At 53.3% G+C, this 14534-nt stretch carries 15 protein-coding genes; 8 read left to right on the top strand and 7 right to left on the bottom strand.

What is annotated here, in order from left to right:
- Window positions 1–87: 87 nt before the first annotated feature.
- The 5 genes from cysP (at window position 88) to cysM (ending at window position 4879) form a co-directional block, all read left to right on the top strand.
- Window positions 88–1104 (top strand): thiosulfate/sulfate ABC transporter substrate-binding protein CysP, encoded by a 1017-nt coding sequence (gene cysP, locus OGV77_RS22020; RefSeq protein ID WP_087050904.1) that lies wholly within the window; start codon window positions 88–90, stop codon window positions 1102–1104.
- Window positions 1105–1938, top strand: coding sequence for a sulfate/thiosulfate ABC transporter permease CysT (gene cysT / locus OGV77_RS22015; RefSeq protein WP_003038061.1), 834 nt, complete (start codon window positions 1105–1107; stop codon window positions 1936–1938).
- Window positions 1938–2813 carry a sulfate/thiosulfate ABC transporter permease CysW gene (cysW, locus tag OGV77_RS22010; protein WP_043017134.1) on the top strand — a complete coding sequence of 292 codons (876 nt, stop codon included), beginning with the start codon at window positions 1938–1940 and terminating at the stop codon, window positions 2811–2813. Before cysT ends, cysW begins: the two co-directional genes overlap by 1 nt.
- Window positions 2803–3900 carry a sulfate/thiosulfate ABC transporter ATP-binding protein CysA gene (gene cysA, locus OGV77_RS22005; RefSeq protein ID WP_047409650.1) on the top strand — a complete coding sequence of 366 codons (1098 nt, stop codon included), beginning with the start codon at window positions 2803–2805 and terminating at the stop codon, window positions 3898–3900. The genes cysW and cysA overlap by 11 nt, the downstream gene beginning before the upstream one ends.
- Window positions 3901–3967: 67 nt before the next feature.
- The gene (cysM, locus tag OGV77_RS22000; RefSeq protein ID WP_043017132.1) at window positions 3968–4879 is read left to right on the top strand and encodes a cysteine synthase CysM; all 912 of its coding nucleotides are present in this window, start codon (window positions 3968–3970) and stop codon (window positions 4877–4879) included.
- A 90-nt stretch (window positions 4880–4969) separates the two neighbouring features.
- On the opposite strand, the gene OGV77_RS21995 is transcribed toward cysM, so the two are convergent.
- Together OGV77_RS21995 and ptsJ are read right to left on the bottom strand one after the other, a co-directional pair.
- The gene (locus OGV77_RS21995) at window positions 4970–5686 is read right to left on the bottom strand and encodes a type 1 glutamine amidotransferase (RefSeq protein WP_043017131.1); all 717 of its coding nucleotides are present in this window, start codon (window positions 5684–5686) and stop codon (window positions 4970–4972) included.
- A 13-nt stretch (window positions 5687–5699) separates the two neighbouring features.
- The gene (gene ptsJ, locus OGV77_RS21990; protein WP_087050903.1) at window positions 5700–6992 is read right to left on the bottom strand and encodes a MocR-like B6 salvage transcription factor PtsJ; all 1293 of its coding nucleotides are present in this window, start codon (window positions 6990–6992) and stop codon (window positions 5700–5702) included.
- Between the two features lie 82 nt (window positions 6993–7074).
- Between ptsJ and pdxK the strand changes: the two genes are divergently transcribed.
- Both pdxK and OGV77_RS21980 read left to right on the top strand, forming a co-directional pair.
- A complete protein-coding gene (gene pdxK / locus OGV77_RS21985) occupies window positions 7075–7941 on the top strand; it encodes a pyridoxine/pyridoxal/pyridoxamine kinase (protein WP_047409657.1) in 867 nt (288 codons plus the stop codon).
- Window positions 7938–8177, top strand: a complete 240-nt coding sequence (locus tag OGV77_RS21980; RefSeq protein WP_043017128.1) for a hypothetical protein — start codon at window positions 7938–7940, stop codon at window positions 8175–8177. Before pdxK ends, OGV77_RS21980 begins: the two co-directional genes overlap by 4 nt.
- A gap of 205 nt (window positions 8178–8382) precedes the next feature.
- On the opposite strand, the gene crr is transcribed toward OGV77_RS21980, so the two are convergent.
- The 5 genes from crr to cysZ all read right to left on the bottom strand — a co-directional run bounded on the left by crr (window position 8383) and on the right by cysZ (window position 13243).
- Complete coding sequence (gene crr / locus OGV77_RS21975) at window positions 8383–8892, bottom strand: PTS glucose transporter subunit IIA (protein ID WP_000522253.1); 510 nt, start codon at window positions 8890–8892, stop codon at window positions 8383–8385.
- A 40-nt stretch (window positions 8893–8932) separates the two neighbouring features.
- The gene (gene ptsI / locus OGV77_RS21970) at window positions 8933–10660 is read right to left on the bottom strand and encodes a phosphoenolpyruvate-protein phosphotransferase PtsI (RefSeq protein ID WP_008785405.1); all 1728 of its coding nucleotides are present in this window, start codon (window positions 10658–10660) and stop codon (window positions 8933–8935) included.
- Between the two features lie 45 nt (window positions 10661–10705).
- The gene (gene ptsH / locus OGV77_RS21965; protein WP_043017126.1) at window positions 10706–10963 is read right to left on the bottom strand and encodes a phosphocarrier protein Hpr; all 258 of its coding nucleotides are present in this window, start codon (window positions 10961–10963) and stop codon (window positions 10706–10708) included.
- A gap of 383 nt (window positions 10964–11346) precedes the next feature.
- On the bottom strand, window positions 11347–12318 hold the full coding sequence (cysK, locus tag OGV77_RS21960) for a cysteine synthase A (RefSeq protein ID WP_003038091.1): 972 nt from the start codon (window positions 12316–12318) through the stop codon (window positions 11347–11349).
- A gap of 163 nt (window positions 12319–12481) precedes the next feature.
- The gene (cysZ, locus tag OGV77_RS21955; RefSeq protein WP_087050902.1) at window positions 12482–13243 is read right to left on the bottom strand and encodes a sulfate transporter CysZ; all 762 of its coding nucleotides are present in this window, start codon (window positions 13241–13243) and stop codon (window positions 12482–12484) included.
- A gap of 230 nt (window positions 13244–13473) precedes the next feature.
- Between cysZ and zipA the strand changes: the two genes are divergently transcribed.
- Window positions 13474–14487: a cell division protein ZipA gene (gene zipA, locus OGV77_RS21950; protein WP_043017124.1), complete on the top strand. Its 1014-nt coding sequence runs from the start codon at window positions 13474–13476 to the stop codon at window positions 14485–14487.
- The last annotated feature ends 47 nt before the right edge of the window (window positions 14488–14534 follow it).

Genomic DNA, 14534 nt, shown 5'->3' with positions numbered 1-14534 from the left:
CAAACGGTATATAAAACCGTTACTCCTTTAGCACTGGTTATAAATATGATGACCATAAGAAAGTCATTTAATTTATAAGGGTGCGCAATGGCCGTTAACTTACTGAAAAAAAGAACCCTGACGCTGGCAGCAATGCTGTTGCTGGTGGGTCAGGCGCAGGCAACGGAACTGCTGAACAGTTCATACGATGTTTCCCGCGAACTGTTTGCCGCCCTTAACCCGCCGTTCGAACAGCAATGGGCGAAGGATAACGGCGGTGACAAACTGACGATTAAACAATCTCATGCCGGGTCATCAAAACAGGCGCTGGCGATTCTGCAGGGACTGAAAGCCGATGTGGTGACCTATAACCAGGTGACCGACGTACAGATCCTGCATGACAAGGGCAAACTGATCCCCGCCAACTGGCAAAGCCGTCTACCGAATAACAGTTCGCCATTCTATTCCACCATGGCGTTTTTGGTGCGTAAGGGTAACCCAAAAAATATCCACGAATGGAACGACCTTGTTCGCCCGGACGTGAAGCTGATTTTCCCGAATCCGAAAACCTCCGGGAACGCGCGTTATACCTATCTGGCAGCGTGGGGCGCGGCAGATAAAGCGGATGGGGGCGATAAAGCCAAAACCGAACAGTTTATGACCCAGTTTCTGAAGAACGTGGAAGTGTTTGATACCGGTGGTCGCGGTGCAACGACCACCTTTGTTGAACGCGGTCTGGGTGATGTGCTGATCACGTTTGAATCGGAAGTGAATAACATCCGTAAACAGTATGAAGACCAGGGCTTCGAAGTCGTGGTGCCGAAGGTCAACATTCTGGCGGAGTTCCCGGTGGCCTGGGTAGATAAAAATGTGCAGGCCAACGGTACTGAAAAAGCGGCAAAGGCGTACCTGAACTGGCTGTACAGCCCGCAGGCGCAGACCATCATCACGGATTACTACTACCGGGTGAATAACCCGCAGGTGATGGACAAGCTGAAAGACAAATTCCCGCAGACCGAGTTGTTCCGCGTGGAAGACAAGTTTGGCTCGTGGCCTGAGGTAATGAAAACGCACTTTGTCAGCGGCGGTGAGCTGGACAAACTGTTGGCGGCGGGGCGTAAGTAAATGTTTGCTGTTTCTTCCCGACGCGTGCTGCCCGGCTTTACCTTAAGCCTGGGCACCAGCTTACTGTTTGTCTGCCTGATATTGCTGCTGCCGCTCAGCGCGCTGGTGATGCAATTGGCGCAAATGAGCTGGGCGCAATACTGGGATGTAATTACCAATCCGCAGGTGGTAGCGGCTTATAAAGTGACGCTGCTGTCAGCGTTTGTGGCATCGATTTTTAACGGCGTGTTTGGTTTGCTGATGGCGTGGATCTTAACCCGCTATCGCTTTCCGGGCCGTACGCTGCTGGATGCGTTAATGGATCTGCCGTTTGCGCTGCCTACGGCTGTGGCAGGCCTGACGCTGGCATCGCTGTTTTCAGTCAACGGTTTCTACGGCGAGTGGCTGGCGAAGCTGGATATTAAGGTGACCTACACCTGGCTCGGCATCGCAGTGGCGATGGCGTTTACCAGCATTCCGTTCGTGGTGCGTACTGTACAGCCGGTTCTGGAAGAGTTAGGCCCGGAATATGAAGAGGCGGCGGAAACGCTCGGCGCCACCCGCTGGCAGAGCTTTCGTAAAGTGGTGCTGCCGGAGTTGTCTCCCGCGCTGGTGGCGGGCGTTGCGCTGTCGTTTACCCGAAGCCTCGGTGAGTTTGGCGCGGTTATCTTTATCGCCGGGAACATCGCATGGAAAACGGAAGTGACCTCGCTGATGATTTTTGTTCGCTTGCAGGAGTTTGACTACCCAGCCGCCAGCGCGATTGCTTCTGTGATCCTCGGGGCGTCGTTGCTGCTGCTGTTTTCAATTAACACCCTGCAAAGTCGCTTTGGTCGACGCGTGGTAGGTCACTGATGGCAGACATTACCCAATTGAAACGCTATGGCGCACCCCGCATCAACTGGGGTAAATGGTTTTTGATCGGCACGGGCATGCTGGTCTCCGCCTTTATTTTGCTGGTGCCGATGATTTATATCTTCGTTCAGGCGTTCAGCAAGGGGTTGATGCCGGTATTAAATAACCTGGCTGACCCGGACATGCTGCATGCCATCTGGCTGACGGTACTGATTGCGCTGATTGCGGTGCCGGTGAACCTGGTGTTTGGTGTGTTGCTGGCCTGGCTGGTGACTCGCTTTAACTTCCCCGGCCGTCAGCTGTTGCTGACGCTACTGGACATTCCATTTGCCGTTTCGCCGGTGGTCGCCGGTCTGGTCTATCTGCTGTTTTACGGCTCTAACGGTCCGCTTGGTGGATGGCTGGATGAGCACAACCTGCAAATTATGTTTGCCTGGCCGGGGATGGTACTGGTGACGGTATTCGTGACCTGTCCGTTTGTGGTGCGCGAACTGGTGCCGGTGATGTTAAGCCAGGGCAGCAATGAAGATGAAGCGGCTGTGTTGCTGGGCGCGTCCGGCTGGCAGATGTTCCGACGCGTTACGCTGCCAAATATTCGTTGGGCATTGCTGTACGGCGTGGTGTTGACCAACGCGCGTGCGATTGGCGAGTTTGGCGCGGTGTCGGTGGTTTCCGGCTCGATTCGGGGCGAAACCTTGTCGCTGCCGCTACAGATTGAATTACTGGAGCAGGACTACAACACGGTCGGCTCCTTTACCGCCGCGGCGCTATTAACGCTGATGGCGATTATTACCCTGTTTTTGAAGAGCATGTTGCAATGGCGTCTGGAGAACCAGGAGAAACGCGCGCAGCAGGAGGAAAACCATGAGCATTGAGATTGCCAATATTAAGAAGTCTTTTGGTCGCACCCAGGTGCTGAACGATATCTCGCTGGATATTCCTTCAGGTCAGATGGTCGCGCTGCTGGGGCCATCCGGCTCGGGCAAAACCACGCTGCTGCGCATTATTGCCGGACTGGAGCATCAGTCCAGCGGGCATATCCGTTTTCACGGTACCGACGTCAGCCGATTGCACGCCCGCGACCGTAAGGTGGGGTTCGTGTTCCAGCACTATGCGCTGTTTCGTCATATGACCGTTTTCGACAACATCGCTTTTGGCCTGACGGTCCTGCCACGGCGTGAGCGCCCGAATGCGGCGGCCATCAAAGCAAAAGTGACCAAACTGCTGGAAATGGTTCAGTTGGCTCATCTGGCGGACCGTTTCCCGGCACAGCTTTCCGGCGGGCAAAAGCAGCGTGTGGCGTTGGCGCGTGCGCTGGCGGTAGAGCCACAGATCCTGCTGCTCGACGAGCCGTTTGGCGCGCTCGATGCTCAGGTGCGTAAAGAGCTGCGTCGCTGGCTGCGCCAGTTGCATGAAGAGCTGAAGTTTACCAGCGTGTTTGTGACCCACGATCAGGAAGAAGCGACGGAAGTTGCAGACCGCGTGGTGGTGATGAGTCAGGGCCATATCGAACAGGCCGATGCGCCGGATCAGGTATGGCGCGAACCGGCTACTCGTTTCGTCCTGGAATTTATGGGTGAGGTTAACCGCCTGCAGGGGACGATTCGCGGTGGACAGTTCCACGTGGGCGCACATCGCTGGCCGTTGGGCTACACGCCAGGCTATCAGGGACCGGTGGATCTGTTCCTGCGCCCGTGGGAAGTGGATGTCAGCCGTCGTACCAGCCTGGATTCGCCATTGCCGGTTCAGGTGCTGGAAGCCAGCCCGAAAGGACACTACACCCAATTAGTTGTGCAACCACTGGGGTGGTATAACGAACCGTTGACGGTGGTCATGCAGGGCGATAATTCCCCGAGCCGCGGCGAACGTTTGTTCGTTGGACTGCAAAATGCGCGTCTGTATAACGGCGACCAGCGTATTGAAACGCGTGAAGAGGAACTTGCCCTGGCGCAATCTGCCTGATAGGTTAATTTGCATAGTTATCGCCCGGTGGCGCTACGCTTACCGGGCTTTTTTATGAGCTGAAAACGTGAACACATTAGAACAAACAATTGGCAATACGCCTCTGGTGAAATTACAACGTCTGGTGCCGGATAACGGCAGTGAAATTTGGGTCAAGCTGGAAGGCAATAATCCCGCGGGTTCGGTGAAAGACCGTGCCGCGTTGTCGATGATCGTCGAAGCGGAAAAACGCGGAGAAATTAAGCCTGGCGACGTGCTGATTGAGGCGACCAGCGGTAATACCGGAATTGCGCTGGCAATGATCGCCGCGTTGAAGGGTTACCGCATGAAGCTGCTGATGCCAGACAACATGAGTCAGGAACGCCGTGCGGCGATGCGTGCTTATGGGGCTGAACTGGTTCTGGTGACCAAAGAGCAGGGGATGGAAGGGGCGCGCGACTTAGCCCTTGAGATGGCGCAGCGTGGAGAAGGTAAACTGCTCGATCAGTTCAATAATCCTGATAACCCGTACGCGCACTACACCACCACCGGACCCGAAATCTGGCAGCAGACATCAGGCCGTATCACGCATTTCGTTTCCAGTATGGGAACGACAGGCACGATTACCGGCGTGTCGCGTTTTCTGCGCGAGCAGGAAAAACCGGTCACCATCGTCGGTCTGCAGCCGGAAGAGGGCAGCAGCATTCCAGGCATTCGCCGCTGGCCAGTAGAATATATGCCGGGTATTTTTAACGCTTCGCTGGTGGATGAGGTGCTGGATATTCATCAGAACGATGCGGAAAACACCATGCGTGAACTGGCCGTGCGTGAAGGTATTTTTTGCGGTGTCAGTTCTGGCGGCGCGGTAGCGGGCGCGTTACGCGTGGCACGCGCGACACCGGGGGCAGTGGTGGTAGCGATCATCTGCGATCGCGGCGATCGCTACCTTTCGACCGGCGTTTTTGGTGAGGAGCATTTCAACCAGGGCGCAGGGATTTAATTTGTCGGCCTGATAAGCGTAGCGCTATCAGGCAAAGGTACGACACTATGCCGGATGATGACGCAAAGCGTATTATCCGGCCTGCCATGTTCAATCGTTACGTTTTTCTACCAGCTTATCAAGGAATTGCCACAGCTTCTCATTCATCTGCTGGTAATCACAGGCGCGCATCTCTTCCACAGAGCGGATGAAGCGTTTCCCTTTGGCTTCGGCAAGTTCTTGCTCAGAGTGCTGAATTAATCCTTCTACCGCTTCGGCGTTAAACTCCATATGGCACTGAAAACCATAGATGAAATTACCGTATTGCACGATTTGTCGCGGGCAGCCCTCGCTTGCGGCAAGAATTGTCGCCTGGTCGGTTAACCCTGGCATGTCATTGTGCCAGTGACCGACGGTGAGCGGTGAGCCGAAATGGTTAAATAACGGATGCTGTTGGCCTGCCTCGGTGAGGACGATCGGGTAGTGACCTATCTCTTTTTCCGGACTTTGGCACACCTTCGCGCCCAGCGCTTCACCGATTAACTGCGACCCCAAACAGATCCCCACCACGATTTTTCGTGCCGAAATCGCCTGGTTAATCAGATGCTGCTCGGCCTGAGAGTCAAAGTATGGGCACTCTGCCAGCGTGGTGCGGGGTGACTGCGGGCCGCCAAATACCACCAGCATATCGAAGCCATCGGCATTAGCGGGGACCGTTTCTCCGGCGTAAACGCGTGACCAGGTGATGGTATAGCCGCGTGATTCGGCCCACGGCAGGTACGCGCCAGCAGATTCGAAAGACTCATGAATAACAAAATGAACTCGCACTTTTTCTCTCCTGTTAGCGCTTTAGCGCCTGATGAATATCAGCCGCCAGCTTGTTAATGTCGCTGTCAGTTAAGGTTGACAGCGTAATGCGCAGGCCGTGCGCAGGCGTATTGACGCCAAACACTTCGCCTTCACGTACCAGCCAGCCAGATTTTGCCAACGCAAAAGCGGTCGCCTGGCTGTTATTTTCCAGCGGTAGCCATAGATTCAGCCCGTCACCGGCGGGCAGATCAATGCCATGTTGGCGCAGAGCCGCTGCCAGTTTTTGTTGCTGGGCAGCGTAAAACTGCTGAGTTTGCGCCAGCGTATATTGATACGTCTCGTCACTCAGGCAGGCGCAGGCTAAATCCTGGAGCAGATGGCTGACCCACTGACTGCCGGAGTTGAGCCGTAAACGCAGTTTTCCGGAAGTGAGCGGATCGCTGGTCACAATGGCCAGGCGTAAATCCGGGCCTAACGTTTTTGACATCGAGCGGACAACCGCCCAGTGTGTGGTTTCCTTAGCTATCACCGGATACCAGCGGCAAGCGGACAGCAGCGCAAAGTGGTCGTCGACAATCACCAGCGTTTGCGGATAGCGAGCCAGGATTTCCTGCAATTGCACCGCGCGGGATGCGCTCAGACTGCATCCTGTGGGGTTGTGCGCGCGCGGCGTCAGAATCACCGCCCGCGCGCCTTTCTGAAGCGCGGTTTCCAGCATGTCTGGCTGCATGCCTTCGCGGTCAACGCTGACCGGACTGGCGGAGAAACCGGCATAGCGCAGCATGTTTATGCTACTCAAAAAGCACGGATCTTCTACGGCAACGCTGTCGCCAGGCAGTAAATGGGCGCACAGCAGCCGCTCAATGGCATCAATGGCGCCACTGGTGATATCAATTTCACCCTTGCAAGGCATTACATCCTGCATCCACTGCGCGGCCCATGCTTTAAGTCCTGGCGACACGGCAGCATCACCATACAACCGCGGATTCTTATTTATCTTCGCGAAATAACTACTCAGATCGGGAAGACGCGAGGGCGCAGGATTACCGCCGGAAAGATCGATAAGCGGGGTATCCGGATCACCGCCTTCCAGCGCAACGGGGGCAGAAATTTCTTTGATCACCGTGCCATTGCGTCCCAGACTTTGTGCCAACCCGGAGGTGACCAGGCGTTTATAAGCCGCTGCGACAGTATTGCGGTTGACGTTTAATGCCGTTGCCAGTTCACGTACTGGCGGTAACGTTTCGCCCGCTGCCAGCGTGCCTGTAGCGACATGTTGACGAATACTGTCAAAAATTTCGCTAGCGGTTTTTCCGTCGATCATTATTGACCTATGACAAAATGAATTTTAGCATATGACGATAATAGTGAGGCGTAAGCCCGCTGTCCAGCGAGAGGAGAAATTTATGGAGCAGGGGAGTGATATTCAGTCGGTGCTCTTCGACGACAAGCATCGGGCGTTACAGACCGATATCGTCGCCGTCCAGTCACAGGTGGTGTATGGCAGCGTAGGCAACAGCATCGCTGTTCCGGCCATTAAGGCGCAGGGATTACGCGTGACGGCAGTCCCTACGGTGCTGTTCAGTAATACCCCGCATTATGAAACCTTTTACGGCGGCGTTATTCCGCCCGACTGGTTTAGCGGTTATCTCCGCGCCTTAAATGAGCGTGATGCTTTACGCGAGCTAAAGGCGGTGACCACGGGCTATATGGGGAGCGCGGAGCAAATCGCCTTGCTGGCGCAGTGGCTGGAAACGGTGCGGGCTACGCATCCGGCACTGTGCATTTTGGTCGATCCGGTTATTGGCGATACGGACAGCGGCATGTATGTGAAAGCTGAAATTCCGCAAGCTTATCGCAAGCACCTGTTGCCGCTGGCTCAGGGGCTGACGCCGAACGTGTTTGAGCTACAAATGCTGAGCGGAAAACCGTGTCGTACGCTTGATGAAGCTATCGCGGCGGCACAATCGCTGCTCACCGACACGCTGAAATGGGTGGTGATTACCAGCGCGCCGGGGGATAGCGAAGAGATTATTAACGTTGCGGTGGTGACGGCTGAAACGGTTGAGGTGCTGGCCCACCCGCGGGTGAAAACGGATCTGAAGGGGACTGGCGATTTGTTCTGTGCTGAGCTGGTGAGCGGTATTGTGTTGGGTAAAGCGCTGACGACCGCGACGCACGACGCCGCACAGCGGGTGCTGGACGTGATGACGTGGACCAACCTGTGCGGTTGTGATGAATTAATTCTGCCACCGGCAGGGGAGGCGCGATGAAAAGTTACCGGCTGGTGGTTCGCCAGAATGGGCGTATGGTTGGACATTTTGACACCAGCGGGGCTGCAGCGCTGGAAGATATCTGCGTGGCGCGGGCGATGTTTGGTATTACGGGTGGCTACGATTGTGAACTGTTAGTGGCGGATTCGGAACGACGGATGTTGGAAAGCGGGCCGGAAGGAATGAAAATCCTGATGCGCGAAGCGTGTTACCGACCGGTCATCTCACAAATTTAACGCTTTCCGACCTACAAAAAATCGTTGTCGGGGTATATACAAAATCATTCAGGTTGCATCAAGGCGGCAAAGGAGAGAATCCCCGGGAGCGTACATGAGTACGTGACTGGGGTGAGCGACTGCAGCCAACACAGAGGCAATCTGAAGGATGAAGTATATATAAAAGAATGGCGCCATCAGGCGCCATTCTTCTCTGCAACAAGAATTACTTCTTGATGCGGATAACCGGAGTTTCACCCACCGTCACGCTACCGGACAGTTTGATCAGCTCTTTGATTTCGTCCATGTTGGAGATAACAACCGGAGTCAGGGTAGACTTGGCTTTTTCTTCCAGCAGCGGCAGATCGAATTCAATAACCGGGTCGCCCACTTTCACGCGTTGACCTTCTTCAGCGATGCGTTTAAAGCCTTCGCCTTTCAGTTCAACGGTATCAATACCGAAGTGAACAAACAGCTCAATGCCGCTGTCGGATTCGATAGAGAAAGCGTGGTTGGTTTCAAAGATTTTGCCGATGGTGCCATCAACAGGGGCGACCATTTTGTTACCGGTTGGTTTGATAGCGATGCCATCACCAACGATTTTTTCAGCAAAAACTACATCCGGCACGTCTTCGATGTTGACGATCTCGCCAGAGAGCGGAGCAACAATCTCAATAGTTCCGGTGTCTTTCTTATCATCAGAAACCAGAGATTTCAGTTTATCGAACAAACCCATGATCTTCTCCTAAGCAGTAAATTGGGCCGCATCTCGTGGATTAGCAGATTGTTTTTTCTTCAATGAACTTGTTAACCAGCGTCATTAACTCGTCCGTTGTCGGTTGAGCAAGAGCCTGCTCTGCTAACACCTTCGCATCTTCGAAGTTCGTGTTACGGATAATCTTCTTAATGCGCGGGATAGAAATGGCGCTCATAGAGAATTCGTCCAGACCCATCCCCAGCAACAGAAGTGTAGCACGTTCGTCGCCTGCAAGCTCACCACACATGCCAGTCCATTTGCCTTCCGCATGAGAAGCATCAATAACTTGCTTGATCAGCGTCAGTACAGATGGTGACATCGGTTGGTAAAGGTGTGAAATCATATCATTACCACGGTCAACTGCCAGGGTGTACTGCGTTAAATCATTGGTGCCGATACTAAAGAAATCAACTTCTTTGGCTAAATGACGCGCAATTGTTGCCGCTGCCGGTGTTTCCACCATCACGCCAATCTCAATGCTTTCGTCAAATGCTTTACCTTCGTCGCGCAGTTCCTGTTTGTAGATTTCGATCTCTTTGCGCAGTGCACGCACTTCTTCAACAGAGATGATCATTGGGAACATGATGCGCAGTTTGCCGAAAGCAGAGGCGCGCAGAATAGCGCGAACCTGGTCACGCAGGATCTCTTTACGATCCATGGCGATACGCACAGCACGCCAGCCCAGGAACGGGTTCTCTTCTTTCGGGAAGTTCATGTACGGCAGCTCTTTATCGCCGCCGATGTCCATGGTACGGACGATGACCGCCTGAGAGCCACAGGCTTCAGCAACGGCTTTATACGCAGCAAACTGTTCTTCTTCAGTTGGCAGCGATTCACGGTCCATGAACAGGAATTCGGTACGGTACAGACCCACACCTTCAGCGCCGTTACGCTCAGCGCCTTCAACGTCACGAACGGTACCGATGTTGGCGCAAACTTCAACCTGATGTCCGTCCAGCGTGATAGCCGGCAGATCTTTCAGCTTAGCGAGTTCCGCTTTCTCGGTAGCAACCTGCTCCTGAACGGCACGCAGTTGCTCAATAACGTCGTTGGTCGGATTGACGTAAACCTGGTTGTTTACGGCATCCAGAATCAGATAGTCGTCGTTTTTCACCTGAGAGGTGACGCTACCCGTACCTACGATGGCAGGCAGTTCCAGAGAACGCGCCATGATAGAGGTATGGGAAGTACGTCCGCCCGCGTCAGTAATGAAACCCAGCACCTTGTTCAGGTTCAGCTGTGCGGTTTCTGACGGGGTCAGGTCAGCGGCTACCAGGATAACTTCGTCCTGAATCGCGCTCAGGTCGATAATTGCCAGACCCAGGATATTACGCAGCAGGCGTTTACCGATATCACGTACGTCAGCCGCACGTTCTTTCAGGTATTCATCATCCAGCTCTTCCAGGGCTGTGGCCTGACCTTCGATAACTTCATGCGCAGCTGCATCAGCCGTCATGTGCTTATCTTTAATCAGGGCTATGATTTCCTGCTCCAGCTCCTCATCTTCGAGCAGCATAATATGCCCTTCAAAGATGGCTTCTTTTTCTTCACCGAACGTTTCACCAGCTTTAGTTTTGATCGCTTCCAGTTGCGCAGATGCCTTGGCACGACCGCTCAGAAAACGTTCAACTTCCTGATCAACCTTGTCGGCAGAAATTTTTTTCCGGTCAATGACGATCTCGTCTTCTTTCAGCAGCAATGCTTTACCGAAAGCGATACCCGGGGATGCTAAAATGCCTGAAATCATAACCCTACCTTACTTGTGACTGATATTTAAAAGAACTCGTTGAACTTACTCGAGTTCAGCCATCAGTTTAACCAGATGCTCAACTGCTTTCTGCTCGTCTTCACCTTCTGCGGACAGGGTGACAACGGTACCCTGAGTCAGGCCCAGAGTCTGCAGTTTAAACAGGCTTTTGGCGCTAGCGCTTTTGCCGTTGGAAGTCACAGTAATTTCAGAAGAAAAGCCTTTTGCTTCTTTAACAAACTGAGCAGCAGGGCGAGTATGCAGACCGTTCGGAGCGGTAATGGTAACTTCTTGCTGGAACATTATATTTCCCCAACTTATAGGTTTAGTGTTGTGGAACTAAAGTCTAGCCTGGCGGCTCAACTTTAGCCTGTATTGTTAGCATCGGCGTAAACTGGACGCGACACAAAAGGAGTTCGGTGCAATCCGTTGCTGGCAACTTCTTGCCGCTGACGTTTCGTTCGTCATTAAACATTATGCCGCGAAAGGAAGAGTTGAACCAAATCATAAAATCGATTCAGCTAGCGCTTTTCCTGTAACGATTAATTTCGCGCATCAAAATAATTAGTTTGGTTAAATACCAGTTCCGGCGGGTTGAATCAATGCCAGGAGGGGTGAAACTTTGAAGCAGGCCACAAAAAAGCACCCAAAAGGGTGCTTTTTTACGCGTTTTTAACATGCTGGCATTACTGTTGCAGTTCTTTCTCTGTGAAGAGATCGGCAAACAGTGCAGTGCTCAGATAACGCTCACCCGATGACGGTAGGATAACCACAATATTCTTATTGGTAAAGGTTTCATCTTCCTGGAGCTTAAGCGCGGCAGCAACCGCTGCGCCGGAAGAGATCCCCGCCAGAATACCTTCTTCTTCCATCAGGCGACGTGCAGTAGAAATCGCTTCATCATTGGTGATGGCAACGACTTTATCGATAAGCTTCAGATCAAGGTTGCCAGGAATGAAGCCTGCGCCGATGCCCTGAATTTTATGCGGGCCTGGTTTAAGTTCTTCACCCGCCAGGGCCTGGGCGATAACAGGGGAGTCGGTAGGTTCAACCGCAACGGTGATCAGGTCGGTTTTACCTTTGGTGCCTTTAATGTAACGGGTCACGCCAGTCAACGTACCGCCGGTACCTACGCCGGAAATAAAGACATCAACCTGGCCATCGGTATCTTCCCAGATTTCCGGGCCGGTGGTTTTTTCATGGATTTCCGGGTTCGCCGGGTTGCTGAACTGCTGCAGCAACAAGAATTTTTCCGGATCGCTGGCGACGATTTCTTCCGCTTTCTGGATTGCGCCCTTCATGCCTTTTGCGCCTTCGGTCAGTACCAGGTTCGCGCCCAGCGCTTTTAAGAGCTTGCGGCGCTCAATGCTCATGGTTTCCGGCATGGTCAGCGTCAGTTTGTAACCGCGAGCGGCGGCGACGTAAGCCAGTGCAATACCGGTGTTACCGCTGGTCGGTTCTACCAGCTCAACGCCCGGTTTCAGCACACCACGTTTTTCGGCATCCCAAATCATATTGGCACCGATACGGCATTTGACGCTGAAGCTCGGGTTGCGTGATTCCACCTTCGCCAGAATGCGTCCGTTACCGATACGGTTCAGTCGAACCAGCGGCGTATGACCGATAGTCAGCGAGTTATCTTCAAAAATCTTACTCATGGCCTGTCCTTAACTGTATGAAATTGGGATACCGCTTCAGCATACCTGTTGAGAAAGTATGGGGAAGTAAGGAATTCGCATATCTATATGCTGATGAGAAATAATGCGTAGCAGTATGGAATAAGAGCGGGCATAAGCCAGCCCGCTTTTACACATTTTTGCATTACTTCCATAACGCGTGCTTAGCACGATAGCAGTCTACCCACATCGCCGTGGCACCACAAACCGCGACCGGCATGATGAACAGGTTGAGCACCGGAATCATGGTGAACAGACTGGTTAACGCGCCAAATTGCATATTGGTTACCTTGCGTGTGCGCAGCGCAACGCGCATCTCTTTAAAAGGCACCTTATGGTTATCAAACGGATAATCGCAGTACTGAATGGCCAGCATCCACGCGCTGAACAGGAACCACAGCACTGGGGCAACGGTCTGCCCAATGCCTGGAATAAAATAGAGGATCAGCAACACGAAGGCGCGCGGGAGATACCACGCCAGCTTTTGCCATTCGCGTTTCATAATGCGCGGAACGTCTTTCATGATGCCGAGAACGCCGGTGTCAGGCGGCGTGGCGCCCGTTAAGCGTGCTTCCAGCTGTTCCGCCAGCAGACCGTTAAACGGTGCGGCAATCCAGTTAGCAATAGTCGAGAACAGATAGCCGAATACCAACAGCACGGAGACAGTCACAATCGGCCACAGTAAATAGCTGAGCCACTGAAGCCAGTCAGGGACGTGGCTCATCAGCGCGGGGATCCAGCTATCGAGTTGTGCAAATAACCACCAGAACGCGCCGCCCATCAGCAGGATATTCACCAGTAAAGGCAGGATAACAAACCGACGAATGCCCGGTTGAGTGATGAGCTTCCATCCCTGAGAAAAGTAATATAGGCCGCTGCGAGGTACAACTGCAGATGATGAAACCATGGTCAGGACATACTCCTTGTTATATAAGCTCTGGTAAACTTTGCGTATCTTACCGGGTTGTTGAGCGTTAAGCTGTTCGGAAATGTTCGAAAAAACAGCAAAAAGCACAATTTTGTTCATCTTTATGCTGTGAAAGCCAAGAGTACACTTGCACTTGGCGTAATCGACAAATACTCTTAGTGAGTAAATGTTTGCCGTGGTGGCAAGGTGTTAGAACAACAGAGAATATAATGATGCAGGATTTGCGTCTGATATTAATCATTGTTGGCGCGATCGCCATAATCGCTTTACTGGTACATGGTTTTTGGACTAGCCGTAAAGAGCGGTCTTCTATATTCCGCGATCGCCCACTGAAACGCATGAAGTCTAAACGTGAAGACGAGGATTCGTTCGACGACAACGTCGAGGAAGACGAAGGCGTGGGCGAAGTTCGCGTTCATCGTGTGAATCATGCTCCCGGTAATGCGCAGGAACATGGGGTTCCTCCTCAGTCGCCGCAACACCAGTACCAGCCGCCTTATGCGTCTGCTCAGCCGCGTCAATCCGCGCAGCAGCCTGCACAAGCGCCGGTACCGCCGCCGCATGTTCAGCAGCCGCCGCAGCCTGTACAACCGCAGCAGCCGGTGCAACATCAGCCTGTTCAGCAGCAACCTGCGCAACAGCCGATGCAGCATCAACCCGCTGCGCCGCAGGTTCAGCAACCCGTGCAGCAAGCCCCGCAACCTGCGCCGCAGACCTTCCAGCCAGCTGAGCCTGTCGTTGAACATCAACCGCAGCCTGAGCCAGTAGTAGAAGAAGCGCCTGTTGCTGAAAAACCGCAGCGTAAAGAAGCGGTCATCATTATGAACGTTGCTGCGCATCACGGTAGCGAGCTTAACGGTGAAGTGCTGCTCAACAGCATTCAGCAGGCCGGTTTCAAATTTGGTGATATGAATATCTTCCATCGCCATTTGAGCCCGGATGGCAGCGGTCCGTCGCTGTTCAGCCTTGCCAATATGGTTAACCCGGGAACGTTTGACCCAGAAATGACGGGCGACTTCAGCACTCCTGGCGTGACCATTTTTATGCAGGTTCCGTCCTACGGGGACGAGCTGCAAAACTTTAAGCTGATGCTGCAGTCCGCACAGCACATTGCCGATGAAGTGGGCGGTGTGGTGCTCGACGATCAACGTCGCATGATGACGCCGCAGAAACTGCGCGAGTATCAGGACCGCATCCGCGAAGTTAAAGAATCTCACGCCTGATTTTCCTCTGGCGTGACATCTCCTTGCTAAACCCCCGCCTGTCGGGG

The organism is Citrobacter sp. Ce129, from assembly GCF_030334545.1.
GTDB classification, from domain to species: domain Bacteria; phylum Pseudomonadota; class Gammaproteobacteria; order Enterobacterales; family Enterobacteriaceae; genus Citrobacter; species Citrobacter europaeus.
Note: the sequence above shows the minus strand (reverse complement) of the source record. Positions and strands in the feature narration are given on the sequence as shown.

Excerpts from the sequence above, each read along its gene's own strand:
- cysK (WP_003038091.1), bottom strand. The coding sequence starts at position 12,318 with ATGAGTAAGATTTTTGAAGATAACTCGCTGACTATCGGTCATACGCCG.
- ptsJ (WP_087050903.1), bottom strand. The coding sequence starts at position 6,992 with ATGATCGACGGAAAAACCGCTAGCGAAATTTTTGACAGTATTCGTCAA.
- ptsH (WP_043017126.1), bottom strand. The coding sequence starts at position 10,963 with ATGTTCCAGCAAGAAGTTACCATTACCGCTCCGAACGGTCTGCATACT.
- OGV77_RS21980 (WP_043017128.1), top strand. The coding sequence starts at position 7,938 with ATGAAAAGTTACCGGCTGGTGGTTCGCCAGAATGGGCGTATGGTTGGA.
- cysZ (WP_087050902.1), bottom strand. The coding sequence starts at position 13,243 with ATGGTTTCATCATCTGCAGTTGTACCTCGCAGCGGCCTATATTACTTT.
- cysW (WP_043017134.1), top strand. The coding sequence starts at position 1,938 with ATGGCAGACATTACCCAATTGAAACGCTATGGCGCACCCCGCATCAAC.
- ptsI (WP_008785405.1), bottom strand. The coding sequence starts at position 10,660 with ATGATTTCAGGCATTTTAGCATCCCCGGGTATCGCTTTCGGTAAAGCA.
- cysT (WP_003038061.1), top strand. The coding sequence starts at position 1,105 with ATGTTTGCTGTTTCTTCCCGACGCGTGCTGCCCGGCTTTACCTTAAGC.
- cysA (WP_047409650.1), top strand. The coding sequence starts at position 2,803 with ATGAGCATTGAGATTGCCAATATTAAGAAGTCTTTTGGTCGCACCCAG.
- crr (WP_000522253.1), bottom strand. The coding sequence starts at position 8,892 with ATGGGTTTGTTCGATAAACTGAAATCTCTGGTTTCTGATGATAAGAAA.
- zipA (WP_043017124.1), top strand. The coding sequence starts at position 13,474 with ATGATGCAGGATTTGCGTCTGATATTAATCATTGTTGGCGCGATCGCC.
- cysP (WP_087050904.1), top strand. The coding sequence starts at position 88 with ATGGCCGTTAACTTACTGAAAAAAAGAACCCTGACGCTGGCAGCAATG.
- pdxK (WP_047409657.1), top strand. The coding sequence starts at position 7,075 with ATGGAGCAGGGGAGTGATATTCAGTCGGTGCTCTTCGACGACAAGCAT.